The organism is Azohydromonas lata, assembly GCF_034427735.1.
Lineage (GTDB): Bacteria > Pseudomonadota > Gammaproteobacteria > Burkholderiales > Burkholderiaceae_C > Azohydromonas > Azohydromonas lata.
Window position 1 is genome coordinate 87,487 of the sequence record NZ_JAXOJX010000011.1, and the last position, 12,382, is coordinate 99,868.

The 12,382-nt window shown below is 65.5% G+C and carries 10 protein-coding genes and 1 pseudogene; 3 read left to right on the top strand and 8 right to left on the bottom strand.

Translation table 11 applies throughout. The annotated features are described in order from the left end of the window. Positions 1–30 precede the first annotated feature (30 nt). Complete coding sequence (locus SM757_RS09245; protein WP_322465200.1) at positions 31–933, top strand: LysR family transcriptional regulator; 903 nt, start codon at positions 31–33, stop codon at positions 931–933. Positions 934–1,252: 319 nt separating this feature from the next. On the opposite strand, the gene SM757_RS09250 is transcribed toward SM757_RS09245, so the two are convergent. The 6 genes and pseudogenes from SM757_RS09250 to SM757_RS09275 form a co-directional block, all read right to left on the bottom strand. Beyond that, entirely contained in the window at positions 1,253–3,364 is a 2,112-nt protein-coding gene (locus SM757_RS09250) for an EAL domain-containing protein (RefSeq protein ID WP_322465201.1), read from the bottom strand. Continuing rightward, complete coding sequence (locus tag SM757_RS09255) at positions 3,361–4,182, bottom strand: alpha/beta fold hydrolase (RefSeq protein ID WP_322465202.1); 822 nt, start codon at positions 4,180–4,182, stop codon at positions 3,361–3,363. Before SM757_RS09255 ends, SM757_RS09250 begins: the two co-directional genes overlap by 4 nt. A gap of 104 nt (positions 4,183–4,286) precedes the next feature. After that, a complete protein-coding gene (locus SM757_RS09260) occupies positions 4,287–5,450 on the bottom strand; it encodes a PAS domain-containing sensor histidine kinase (protein ID WP_322465203.1) in 1,164 nt (387 codons plus the stop codon). Then, positions 5,437–6,150, bottom strand: coding sequence for an MEDS domain-containing protein (locus tag SM757_RS09265; protein ID WP_322465230.1), 714 nt, complete (start codon positions 6,148–6,150; stop codon positions 5,437–5,439). The genes SM757_RS09260 and SM757_RS09265 overlap by 14 nt, the downstream gene beginning before the upstream one ends. A gap of 120 nt (positions 6,151–6,270) precedes the next feature. Then, positions 6,271–6,513, bottom strand: a pseudogene (locus SM757_RS09270) (transposase); the annotation flags it as partial. 176 nt (positions 6,514–6,689) lie between these two features. Beyond that, positions 6,690–7,913 (bottom strand): MFS transporter, encoded by a 1,224-nt coding sequence (locus tag SM757_RS09275; protein ID WP_322465204.1) that lies wholly within the window; start codon positions 7,911–7,913, stop codon positions 6,690–6,692. 117 nt (positions 7,914–8,030) lie between these two features. On the opposite strand from SM757_RS09275, the gene SM757_RS09280 reads away from it, so the two are divergent. After that, positions 8,031–8,933: a LysR substrate-binding domain-containing protein gene (locus tag SM757_RS09280; protein ID WP_322465205.1), complete on the top strand. Its 903-nt coding sequence runs from the start codon at positions 8,031–8,033 to the stop codon at positions 8,931–8,933. A gap of 21 nt (positions 8,934–8,954) precedes the next feature. On the opposite strand, the gene SM757_RS09285 is transcribed toward SM757_RS09280, so the two are convergent. Further along, a complete protein-coding gene (locus SM757_RS09285) occupies positions 8,955–9,938 on the bottom strand; it encodes an alpha/beta hydrolase family protein (RefSeq protein ID WP_322465206.1) in 984 nt (327 codons plus the stop codon). 463 nt (positions 9,939–10,401) lie between these two features. Here SM757_RS09285 and SM757_RS09290 point away from each other — a divergent pair, with 463 nt between their 5' ends. After that, positions 10,402–11,436, top strand: coding sequence for an IS630 family transposase (locus tag SM757_RS09290; protein ID WP_322465207.1), 1,035 nt, complete (start codon positions 10,402–10,404; stop codon positions 11,434–11,436). 286 nt (positions 11,437–11,722) lie between these two features. Here the strand turns inward: SM757_RS09290 and SM757_RS09295 are convergent, their stop codons facing one another. Further along, the gene (locus tag SM757_RS09295; RefSeq protein ID WP_322465208.1) at positions 11,723–12,007 is read right to left on the bottom strand and encodes an RCC1 domain-containing protein; all 285 of its coding nucleotides are present in this window, start codon (positions 12,005–12,007) and stop codon (positions 11,723–11,725) included. Positions 12,008–12,382: the final 375 nt, after the last annotated feature.

Here is a 12,382-nt window from a genome sequence, read left to right on the forward strand (position 1 = left end):
CCCAAGCTATAGCAGCTATGCTCGTTAGCTATGGAATTTCGACAGCTTGAGTCCTTGGTCGCGATTGCGGACACCGGCAGCATCAGCCGCGCGGCGGTGGCCGTGAACCTGGCGCAGCCCAGCCTGAGCCGCCAGATCGCGCTGTTGGAAGAAGAGCTTGGTCAGCGGCTGCTCGTGCGCACCGGACGAGGCGTGGCGCTCACGAGCGCGGGTGAAGCGTTCATCGTCCATGCGCGTGCGATCCTGGACACGTCGCGGCGCGCTCGCGACGAGTTGCGCGACATGAGCGACAACCCCAGCGGGCGCGTCACGGTGGGTATGCCACCACGGGTTGCGCTGGGCATGTCGGTGCCTTTGATCCAGGGCTTCAGGAAACGTTTTCCACGTGCGGTCATCACCGTGCTGGAGGGCCTGAGCCTGGCGCTGCGCGAATCGCTGGTCACGGGCAAGCTCGACATGGCCTTGATGTTCGACCCGCTGCCTTCCCCCCAGCTGGCCTACGAGCCGCTGATGCGCGAGCGGCTGCTGCTGGTGGCGCCGCCCCACAGCAAGCTGCCAGCCCGTGTTGCGCTGACGGCCCTGGGGAACTACGCCATGGTGCTGCCCAACGCGCCGAATGCCATCCGCGGGTTGCTCGATCAAATCCTCGCGCCACGCGGGATCACGCTTGAAGTGCTGGCCGAGGTCGGCGCCGTGCAGACCGTGCTGGCATTGGTGGCCGAGGGTATGGGCTGCACCATCGTGCCGGAAAGCGCCCTGGCCAGCAGCAGTGTCGGGGAAAAGTTGTCTCGCGCCCCCATAGGCCCGCCCGCGATCTGGAACACCCTGGTGCTGGCGACTCCCCTGGCGCGGCCAGGAACGCTCTTGACCCGCGAGACTGCGCAGCTCCTGCGCCAGATCGACTTTCGCAAAGGGTTGCCTGCCCGTCATTGACAGGGCTTGTAGCGGCTGCCGTCCGGTGCGTTGTGGCTCGCAGCCTGCATAGGGAAGCTGCTGCAGCTACAAGTTTTTTTATCGATGTAGTTGCCGTTAAGAATAGAACTGTAGCCTGATCAAACAGGTCACGCCATGAACGTCCGTTATAGCTACATCAATGGCCGTTGACAACGCATCGTAATTTTGTGCTGTTACTGATCGGCGCGTAGATTGCTCAAGTCCATCAGGCTTTCTGAGGAGGCCAGCATGGGACAGCTGCATTCAAGCGTGAGCTTGATGCGTAAACCTACACCTACGCGCTTGCTGCACAGATTCATCAAGCAATGGTCCTCTGCAATGCGCTCCAGCTCTCCACCGCGACTGGGCGGCCGGTGTGCCAACCCTGGGCGTAATCGATGCCGATGGCACGCAGTTCGTCGAGCACGGCCTTGTTCTCGACCCACTCTGCCACGGTACGCATGTCGAACGCGCTCGCCACCCGGTGTATGGCCTCTACGATGGCGCGGTGCTGGGCATCTTGGTCTAGGTCCTTGATGAAACTGCCGTCGATCTTGAGCACGTCGGCCTGCAGCGTGCGCAGATAGCTGAAAGACGAGAGCCCGGCACCGAAGTCGTCCAGCGCAAAGCGCGCGCCGAGCGCGCGTAGCCGCGCGATAAAGGCCTGTGCCGCCTCCAGGTTGTCTACGGCGGCCGTCTCGGTCAACTCGAAGCACAGCCGCCGTGCGTCCACGCCGTTGCGCTGAACTTGGGCGACCACGTCATCGAGGAACGTCACGTCTCCAAGCGACTGGCCCGAGACGTTGATGGCGCAGCGCACGAGCGGCGTGTGCTGCATCCATGCCAGGGTCTTGCGCAGGACCATGCGGTCGAGCGCACCCATCAGCTGGTAACGCTCGGCAGCGGGAATGAACAGTGCCGGCGACACGAGCTGGCCGTCGTCACCGCGCAGCCGCAGCAGAATCTCCCCATAAGGCTGGCTGTCGGGGTCTGCTTGGGTGCCGACAATCGGCTGGAAGAAGAGCTCAAAGCGGTCCTGGGCCAGCGCCCGCTGGAGTTTTGAGACCCAATGCATCTCGCCGCGGCGCGCCTGCACCAACGTGTCAGCCGGGGCGAAGAACTGCACCCGGTTGCGCCCAGCCTCCTTGGCCGCGTGGCAGGCGATGTCGGCATGGATCAGTGCCAGCGAAGGCTGCTCACCGGGGTCGGGCAGTTGCGCCAGGCCCACGCTGGCGCTCACGCCATGAGGGCTGCCCTCCCAATAGAAGCAGTGGGACTCGATGCGCTGGCGCAGTGCCTGTGCGCGCTGCAGCGCTTCGTCCACCGTGCAGGCCCCGAAGAGCACTCCGAACTCGTCACCCCCCAGGCGCGCAAGCAGGTCGTCGCGTCGCACCCCACCGCGCAGCAGTTGTGCAATTTCGCGTAGCAGCACGTCGCCGGCAGCGTGGCCAAGTGTGTCGTTGATGATTTTGAACTGGTCAAGGTCGATGTAGCACAGCATCTGGCCCGGCGGTTGTGCGGTTGCCGCGCAGCGAACCAGCGCCTGCTCAAATTCCTGCCGGTTGACCAGTCCGGTGAGCATGTCGTGCTTGAGCGCATAGGCGGCGCGCTCGGCCAGGCGGTGTTGCTCGCTCAGGTCGCGCCCCACCCATACCGCACCGCAGCACTCTCCGCGCGCGTTGCGGATGGGCGTCACGGTGTCGCTGATGCGGTTGAGCGACCCGTCGCCCAAGCGCAGCATGCTCGCGCGTGTTTCGTGCAGCGGCTTTTGCTGCTCCAGGCACGCGGTGACTGGACACGGGCGGGGCTGCTGGTCGTCGGCCCACATCAAGCTGACGATCTCGGCAAACGGCCGGTCCACGGCCTCGCCTGCAGCAAGTCGTAGCAGTGCCATGGCAGCTGGGTTGACCAGATCAATGCGCCCTCCGGCATCCACGGACACCATGGCGTCGGCCATCGCGTCCAGGGTAACGCGCAGCCGCTCCTGCTGCGCCTGCAGCTCGGCATTGCGGTCGGCCAGCTCATCGGAGAATGCTTCCGCCTCACGCCGGGCAACCATCAGCGCGCGCTCGTGGCGCCGCGTGGCACTGGCATTGAAGACCGTAACGCTGGTGACAGGCTCCAGGCCGTCCCGGCGCGGCTGCATCTGGGCATTGAGCAGTATCGGCAGCGGTGGAGCGTCCGGCACGGCCAGTTCGAAGGAGATCTCGTGGGCGAAGCCCTGCAACGCCAGCAGCGGCACGTAAGACGTGTCGTGGTAAATGCGGCTGGCCGCGGTCAACACATCACGCAGCCGCAGCTGTCCCTCGATGTCGCCAACGGGCCGGCCGCACCAGTTCGAAAAGAGCCGGTTGCTGCGCAGGACCAAGCCGTCGTGCCGCACCAGCAGATGACCGCAAGGCACGTGCTCGAGCAGTGCATCCTGGTTCAACGTGCAGGCTCCGGCTGGGACACGGGTGAGACAAGGTAACGACGTATCAGCTCAATGGTCTCCTGCGGTGCGCTGAGGTGCGGACAGTGGCCGGTGGCCCGCATGACGACCAGTTCAGCATGCGGCAGCTGCTCGCAAAGGTACTCGCCCACGTGCAACGGCGCCAAGGCGTCGTCTGAACATTGAAGTACCAGGCAAGGCAGCTGCACATGCGACAACTCGTGCCGGCAGTCAGACAGGAAGGTGACCTTGGCAAAGTGGCGGGCCACACGCGGGTCCATGGCGCAAAAGCGGTTGGCGAGTTCCTCGGCCAGCTCCGGGCGCTCGGGCGCGTTCATAATCACCGGCGCCATCATGTGCGCCCACGAGAAGAAGTTGCTGTCCAGCGTGTCGAGCAACTGGTCGATGTCCTCTCGGCTGAATCCGCCGTCGTAGTTGCCATCCTTGAGATAGCAGGGATTGGGCGCCAGCAGTACCAGGCGGTCGAACAGGTCCGGTGCCATGCGTGCAGCGACAATGGCAATCATCGCGCTGATGGAATGACCCACCAACACAGGGCGCTCCAGGTCCGCTGCACGACATACCTCGATGAGATCACGCGCATACCCTTCCAGGCTGGCGTACTTGTGCCGGTCGAAGGTACCGCTGTTGGACGCCGCCGAACCAAGGAGGTCAAACAAAACAATGCGGTGATCCTGTGCGAATGCGGGCGCTACGTGGCGCCAGACCTGCTGATCACAGCCATAGCCGTGCATGAACACGATGGACGCGGCTTGGTTTCCGATAACTTTGACGTTGTGCTGGCTGAAAATGGACATGGGCAACCCTGCACAGGGCGTTGTGCCGATCGATTGGAACGGTGTTGGCTCCATCCGATGTGTCTTGAGCGTCAAATCTCTACGGCACTGCCTGGATCAGCGTGTTACAGCTGCCGCGGCAGGATGACGGTGAACTTGGTACCGCTGTGGGGCCCCGACATGACGCTCACGGTGCCACCGTGAGCGGCAACGACTTCCTTGACCACATATAGGCCAAGTCCCACGCTGCGCTGCGGGTTGGGTGCTGTCACGCCTCGCATGAACGGCTCGAAGACCCGCGGCAGTTCATCAGCAGCGATGGCCGGGCCATGGTTGTGGACGGCAATCGCGACCGTTGACAGTGCCGGGCACACGTCCACGGTGATGGTCTTGTCGGGGGTGCCGTAGGTCATGGCGTTGCTCAGCAAATTGCCCAGTACTTGGCTGATCCGGTCAGGGTCCCAATACGCCGTGCCGGCTTGGGAGCAGTTGAGCACCATGGTGCGGTCAGGCAAGGCCGTCGTGACCTCTTCGACTGCGCCGGCTACCAGCGCCTCGACATCAACCTCCCGCCTAGCAACCGGTATGCCGCCGCCGAGCTGGGCCTGTGTCAAGTCGAGCAGGTCGCGAACCAGCCGGGTGGCCCGGTCGGTAGAGGTTTGGATCTGGCGCACCAGTTTTGCCGCTGTCGAGGAGTCCAGCCGGTCCGGAAACCGGGCCAGCACAGCGGCTGCCGTCGAGATGGCCGAAAGAGGGTTCCTCAGGTCATGACTCGCAATGCCCAGCAGGTTCTCGCGGAACTCGGCCGTGCGCCGTTGCTCGGTGACGTCCCGAAAAATGCTCACGCTCGTGGCCACGGTCCCACGGTCGTCGCGCATGGCCAAGGTGCGCACCGTCACCCAGCGCTCGCGCGCCGCCGCGTTGCGAATGCGCAGCGTCCGTTCACCGGGTGGGGAGCCTCGAAGGATGGCCGTGCCAGGCAGTTCGCCCGAAACGTCCCGCCCGGCCTCATCGTGGATGACAAGGTGAGCCAGCAAGTCGGCGCTGGGCGTGCGCAGCAGCGCCGTTACGGTGTCGTCACCCAGCAGCCGGGCCGCTGGCTCGTTGGCGTAGACGATGCGCCCGGTGAAGTCCTGGACGACGACGCCATCGTCGCCCACGACGACTTGCAGGATGCTCTCGATCTGATTGCGCCGTTGCAGCAGTTGCTCAAAGGGCGAAGCGGTACCGTCGCCTTCGACTGGCTGGGCAGCTGGCGCAGGCCGGTTGGCAGGCTCAGGTGGCTGCACCAGAGGCCACCGCGCTGTATCGCGCCTTCCAGCGTTGCAGGTAGTCGGCGCGGGACGAGATCTGCGCCCACAGCTGGTAGTAAGGATTGGCCATCGGAATGCCGCGCACGAATACCAGCGGGTGGGTCAAGAACATGTCCTCGACCATGTGATTTGAGCCCCGCGCGGCGTTGTACGCGCAGACACAGATGAAGGGCTGGCTGGGAAAGATGTCGTCATTGGCCCGCGCATCGAGCACCATGAAGTCCTCGATGCCCGGCGTGCCCGAGAGCACGTAGCTGATGTCCACGGAGAACCGCACTTGGCGGGCGCCATCAAGTTGTGCCGCTTCGATCATGGCCTTGATGCCTGCGGTGGCCGCCTCAAGGTCAAAGCGGCCGTTTGGAGCGAACGCTTGCTGGGCGCTCAGCAGCATGAGCCGACCCTGCGCGGCGGCAGAAGCCACGTCGATGCCGGCGTCTGCCAACGCGTCAACAACGGGCGCCAGGGGCTCGTCGTGAGCAATGTGGACGACCAGATCGCCAGCGCGGATTCCATCCACCAGGAATGGCACGATCGTGTCGAGAAATTCCTGCCGCGACCAGTACACCAGCGCCGCATGGTCATGTGCCAGCAGCTTGCCTTCGTGCCGCAGACCGGAGGGATGAATCGACGCCAATCGCTGCATCCACTGCTCACCCTGGATAGCGTCCATGAACATGCTCCTTCCAACAGATGCCTGGCGCCCAGGAGAACTGCATAGGTCGCTGGCACGCGGTCCGTCAAGCGACGGGCCAGCTTGAACTGTACGGGAAAACAGCTCCAACGCATGGCCGCACGCCGCCTCGAAGCAGCCCACTTCGCTCCAGCGCCGGAACTGCTGGTGCACGGCTGCCCAGGGTGGAAAGTCGCTGGGCAGTATGCGCGACGGCGCATCGGCCCGGGCCAACCAGCGCAGCGCGTTGAATACCTCGCGCGAGCTGTGTTCGCGCTGTGGCGCGTGCTCCTTCAGCAGCGTGAGGTACGGGGCCACGACCTCCCATGTCTCCTGGCTCAAGTCACTCGGGTACGGCTTCCTGCTCATCCAGCCAAGATGGGACCATAGCCGCTCAGGCAAGCCCAAAGTTCATAGCACCCTCTAGCGACAGAACGAAAGGCTGGCCAAGAGGTCAAAGAGGCGTTCCGGGCGCAACCATTGGCTGAAAGCCCAGGCCACGGCGGCGCCCAGCGCGACGGCCAGGGCAAGTCGACGCACAAGCCTCATGCGGCAGCCGGCGTGGCAGACACGAGCGGCCGGTCGTCAATGGGCCAGTGCAGCAGCGCGGCCAGCAGCCCCAGGCCGATGCCGGCCAGCCAGATCACGTCATAGGAGCGCGTCGCATCGAACACCGCCGCGCCGAGCCATACGCCCAGGAACGCGCCCAACTGGTGTCCGAAGAACACGAAGCCGAACAGCGTGGCGATGTATTGCACGCCGAATACCTGCAACACCAAGCCGTTGGTCAGCGGCACCGTCCCTAGCCAAAGAAAGCCCATGACTGCGCAAAAGGCGTACAGGCTCCATGGGCTCAGCGGCAGCAGCACGAAGGCGGCCATTGCCAGCGAGCGCGCGAGGTAGACACCGGCCAGCAGGTGCTTGCGACGGTACCTACCGCCCAGGCTCCCCAGCACGTAGGTGCCCGCGACGTTGGCCAGCGCCACCAGTGCCAGACCAGCCACGGCGTGGCGGGCCGAGAGGCCCCGGTCCAGCACGTAGGCCGGCAAGTGCGCGGCAATGAACGCAAGCTGAAAGCCGCAGGCCAGGAACCCCAGGTTGAGCAGCCAGAAGCCGCGATGTCCAAAGGCCTCGCGCAAGGCGCTGGACAGCCGTTGCTGGCCCGGCCCCGCAGTGGCCGGGTGGTCGTTCAGCGGCTTCGCGCAGGGCAGCAGCAGCGCGCACAGCAGGCTCAGCGCTGCCAGCGCCCCGGCCCAGCCGAGCTGCGCGATCAGCCCCTGCGACAAGGGCAGCACCAGGAACTGCCCCAGCCCACCCACCGCACCGGCCATACCCAGCGCCCAGCTACGCTGCTGCGGCACCACCAGGCGGTTAAGCGCGCCGTATACCGTGCCGAATGCAGTGCCCGAAAGCGCCATGCCGATGCACAGTCCGGCTGAAAGCGTGAAGGCCGCCGGTGTGGGAGCGAGAGACATCAGCACCAGGCCTGCCGCGTAGCAGAGCAGCCCGGCGACGACCATCCAGCGCGAGCCGTAGCGGTCCGCGACCATGCCGGTGAACGGTTGAGCCAGGCCCCATACCAGGTTCTGTACCGCGAGGGCAAAGCCGAAGGCTTCCCGCGGCCAGCCGTGATCCAGCGTGATCGGCACCAGGAAGATGCCCTGCGCATGTCGTACCCCGAGCTCCAGGCCCATCACCAGCCCGCCGGCCACGACGATGGTCCACGGTCGGCCGCGCTGGGTCGCTTCACATTCCTGTACTGCAGTCATTCCATGCTCCTGCCCGGCCCGCACGCTCGGCGCCCGCGTTGTCGAATGCGGCCATTACACTGGCGGCACAAGAGCGCATCAAACGAGTTCTTGGTCAGCAACGCATGCGTTTAGGGAATGTCACCACCTCTGATCCGCCTCCCCTCGCTGGACCTCGTGCGCGGTTTCGTTGCGGTCGGGCGCCGCATGAGCATCACGCTGGCGGCGCAGGACCTCTGCCTGACGCAATCGGCGGTCAGCCGCCAGATCCTGGCGTTGGAGGAGGCGCTGGGTTTGAAGCTGCTGGTACGTGGCCACCGCAGCATTGCTTTCACGCCTGAAGGCGAGCGGCTGTTCCGCAGCGCCGACAGCGCGGTGCAGCAGTTGCAGGACGTGGTGGGCGCGCTGACCGGACGCACCGGGCGGCGCATGGTCACGCTGACGTCCACCATCGGCGTGACCGGGCTGTGGTTGATGCCACGGCTGGGCGCCTTCTTGCAGCGGCATCCTGACATCGAGGTGCGCGTTTCGGCCAACAGCCGCTCGATGGAATTGCAGGCCGAGGGCATCGACCTGGCGATCCGCTACGGCGCGCGCGAGGCCATGCCGGCGGGCGCGGAGCGCCTGTTCGGCGAAGAGATCGTGCCGGTGGCGCACCCGTCGCTGGGCCTTGCGGCGCTGTCGGCGCCGCAGAGTGTGCAGGCGCAGGTGCTGCTGGAGTTCGACGGCCCCTACCGGCCCTGGCTGCAATGGAGCCACTGGCTGGAGCGCCAGGGCTGCAAGGCGCTGCATCCGCGCGGCGTGCTCCGCTTCAACCAGTACGACCAGCTCATCCACGCGGCCGTGGCCGGCCAGGGCATCGCACTGGGGCGGCGCGCACTGATCGCACCGATGCTTGCCGACGGGCGGCTGGTCGCGCTTGGCGCGCCGCAAACCGCCCCGGTGGAGTACTGGTTAATTCAAGCCGAGGCGAACCCGGCGACGGAGGTTCGGGAGTTCATAGACTGGATCCGTGCCGAGGCGCAGGCCGTCGGATGTTGAGCGGCTGTCCTTGCGCCGCCGCTACGCGACCTGGCGCACCGGCTGCGGCGGCGCAGGCGTGCCCGGCGGCAGCGTAAAAATCTCGCCCCGCGGCTGCGCCGGCAGCCGCCCGTAGCGCAACCACTCCAGCGCCAGCGGCCACAGGCTGTGCTCGAAGCGGCTGTGGAAAAAGGCGAAGTGGCCCACCTGTGCCTGGCCAATGTTCTCGGGCCTCAGGTGCAGGTGCGTGCGCGCGCTGTTGCGGTAGTAGCGCAGCAGCCGTTGCACCGCATCCACCGTGCCGAACTCGTCATCACTCAGGCTCAGTGCCAGCGTCGCGCCGTGCACCGCTGCGAAGCGCTCCACCAACTCGTCGAGCTCGGCCTGCGGCAGCACCAGCGCGCCGCGGCGCCAGTTGTCCTCGAAGCGCGGATATGGTGCGGTCCAGTCACGCACCACGCCACGCGGCGTGTCTTCCAGCCAGTCCAGGCGCCGGCCCGGAAAGTAACCCAGCACGGCGGTCAGCGCCGGCATCACCACGTGCCACTTCAGCAGCAGGCGCAGGCGCCCGGCGCGGTGGTAGTCGCGCCAATGGGCGTATTGCGCGCCCATGGTGAACACGCGCGAGACACGGTGGCTGGAGGCAGCCAGCCCGATCAAGAAACCGCCAACGCTGTGCGCCACGACCTGCATCGGCTGGCCCGGGAAACGGCACAACGCAAACTGCAGTGCTGCTTCGAAGTCCAGCCGGCCCCAATCGATCCACCCCGCCTCGAAGCCGCGCAGGCTGCGCGGGCGCGATTCGCCGATGCCGCGGTAGTCGTAGCAAAGCACGTCGAAGCCGTGCGCATGCAGGAAGGCGGCAAAGCGCGCGTAGTAGCGGCAGCGCACCGAGGTAGCCGGGTTGATCACGACCACCGAGCGCTCCCGAGCGGGGCTGGGATGCTGCCAGGCGAAACCGTTGAGCCGGTACCCGTCCGCAGCGGGGAAGGAGACGGGCTGGGGCGTGGAAGCGCAGGGGTCCATCTGTCGTTGCGAGCAGGCCGAGGGTGTCGATGGCGCAGATGCTAGGAACTGTGCCCGTCCGGCTCAAACGACAAGTTCTCATGCGTCGCATGCTCTGGCGGCATGCCGTACGGCGGGGGGCGCGCGGGAACCTCGCCGTCGCAGCAGCCCTGCCGGGCTACTGCAACTGCTGCTAGAGCTGGGAGATGTGGTCGTACGCGCTTCACCGCCTGCTGCACCGGCGAGTCGCCATTGCCGCTGTCCGGCAGGCCACCACCATGCGGTTGCCCAGTTGCTCCAATTCCCTCTACCAGGGAGCGCGCTGTCTGTGGGCTGGCGAACGCTGTCGAGTGGAGGCGTCCATTCAATTACCCCATCCCGGACCACAGCAGCGGCAGATAGCCCACGCACCCAGTCACTTTGAGCAAGTTATTGAGCCGGCAGTAATGTTCTTGAAATCTTGCCGCGTCATGATCGCGCGGTGATGAAGGTAATGGACATGAGGTCGCTGTCGCGCGAGGCGCGACACGAGAGGCGCGCGCAGGTCATTCGGCTGCGTGAGGCGGAGCACACCTACGACGAGATCGCAGCGTTTACGGGCCTGAGTCGTACGGGCGTGTTCGACATCTGCAAGCGCCACGCGGCCAAGGGTGCTGATGGACTGCACGACGCCGAGGCAGGCCGCAAGCTCGGCGAGCACCGCCGGCTCGACGCCAGCCAGGAGCACGAGGTGCAACGCCTGATTGCCGACAAGACACCGGACCAGTTGAAGATGGTCTACGCGCTGTGGACGCGCCAAGCAGTGGCACAACTCATCGAGCAGCGCTTTGGCATCCGGCTGCCCGTGCGCACGATGGGGCTGTACCTGTCACGCTGGGGCTTCACGCCCCAAAAGCCCATGAAGAAGGCCTACGAGCAGTCGCCCGCGGCCGTGCGCAAGTGGCTGCAAGAGGACTACCCCGTCGTCGCCACGCGCGCCAAGGCCGAAGGCGCTGAGATCCACTGGGGAGACGAAAGCGGGCTGCGCAGTGATGACGTGCGTGGCCGCGGCTTTGCTCCCAAGGGGCAGACGCCGGTGGTGCGTGTGAACAACAAGCGCCATGGCTTGTCGGTCATCTCCACCGTCACCAACCGCGGCCAGATGCGCTGGAAGATCTTCGATGGCGCGCTCAACGCCACCATCTTCATCGACTTCCTGCGCCGACTCATCAAGGGCGCGCCCAAGAAAATCTTCCTGATCGTGGACAACTTGCGCGTCCACCATGCCAAGCCCGTCAAAGCATGGCTGGCCAAGCACCGTGAAGCCATCGAGGTGTTCTATTTGCCAAGCTATAGCCCCGAGCTCAATCCCGACGAAATGGCCAACGCGGACCTGAAGCTGGCCGTCACGAAGTTGGCGCCGGCGCGCACGAAGCTGCAACTGGTCAAGGCCACCGCGCAGCACCTGCGCAGCGTGCAGCGCCAGCCCGATCGCATCCGCAGCTATTTCGAGCACGAGCCGGTTCGCTATGCCGCCTGATTCAAGTTCATTAGTGCCGGCTCAATAGTGGAGACTGCCAGCCAATTGACAGCGCAGGCTCACCGCTGGCGTTATGGGAATGCCATCCCGCCGTCGAACCAACAGCTGGTTGGCGTTCACATGTTGTGTTGCGCGGGCATCTTCGACCTTGTGGCTGGTCGCGAAGCAGGGTACGGCCTCAAAACAAGCGCAGGCCAACTATGCTCGACCTCGTCGGTGCGGGCATTGGCGGTAGCTGCTGCGCACCGCCAGTGAGGTGAAGTGCCCGGCGCCGATGGCCATTACGTCACGCAGCCCGGCAGGGATGTCCAGCTGGCTCCCCGGCCACTACGCTGCCGTCGCGCTTGAGCGCCACCGTGTGGTAGGCGCCAGCGGCGACGGCCACGACGTCGTGCAGTCCACTCGGAGCACTGCTCTGGCCCGAGTCGTTGGCGCCCCAGCCCACGACCGTGCCGCTCACGGCCGCGTGTGCTGCGCCTGTCGTCACGGCGGTCAATGGGGTAGCCAGGCACGCTGCGAGCAGCATCAGGCCGTGCGGCCGCGCACGCCCAAGCCTGAGGGAAGTGGCCATGGCTCTACGCCTCTTGCCGATGGCCAGTGGGAAACCGGAATCGACGCGCTGTCCAACGTGTGCGCCCAGCCGGTTCGCAACGAGCCGGGCTGCTTGGCGTCTGCAAGGCAGGCCGCTCAGCTGTGGTTGCACTTGGCACCGTGCAGGCTTGCGTGGATGCCGGCGTCGAGCTATCTGAGGTTGCAGGGTTCGTATCCGTTTTCACGCACAGCGCACTTGGCCGCCGCGGGTGTGTGGCGCCAAGTCCATCCGCACCACGGGCGGCCCCGCCGCCCAAATGCAAGGCCAGCCGACCTTGGCGCTGCGCAGTAGCCGGGTCGTGCGGCGCAGGTCATTTTCGATCCTCGTGTATGAAATAGCATACTTTTTGAGGTT

Excerpts from the sequence above, each read along its gene's own strand:
- SM757_RS09280 (WP_322465205.1), top strand. The coding sequence starts at position 8,031 with ATGTCACCACCTCTGATCCGCCTCCCCTCGCTGGACCTCGTGCGCGGT.
- SM757_RS09245 (WP_322465200.1), top strand. The coding sequence starts at position 31 with ATGGAATTTCGACAGCTTGAGTCCTTGGTCGCGATTGCGGACACCGGC.
- SM757_RS09290 (WP_322465207.1), top strand. The coding sequence starts at position 10,402 with ATGAAGGTAATGGACATGAGGTCGCTGTCGCGCGAGGCGCGACACGAG.
- SM757_RS09285 (WP_322465206.1), bottom strand. The coding sequence starts at position 9,938 with ATGGACCCCTGCGCTTCCACGCCCCAGCCCGTCTCCTTCCCCGCTGCG.
- SM757_RS09275 (WP_322465204.1), bottom strand. The coding sequence starts at position 7,913 with ATGACTGCAGTACAGGAATGTGAAGCGACCCAGCGCGGCCGACCGTGG.
- SM757_RS09265 (WP_322465230.1), bottom strand. The coding sequence starts at position 6,150 with ATGTTCATGGACGCTATCCAGGGTGAGCAGTGGATGCAGCGATTGGCG.
- SM757_RS09295 (WP_322465208.1), bottom strand. The coding sequence starts at position 12,007 with ATGGCCACTTCCCTCAGGCTTGGGCGTGCGCGGCCGCACGGCCTGATG.
- SM757_RS09255 (WP_322465202.1), bottom strand. The coding sequence starts at position 4,182 with ATGTCCATTTTCAGCCAGCACAACGTCAAAGTTATCGGAAACCAAGCC.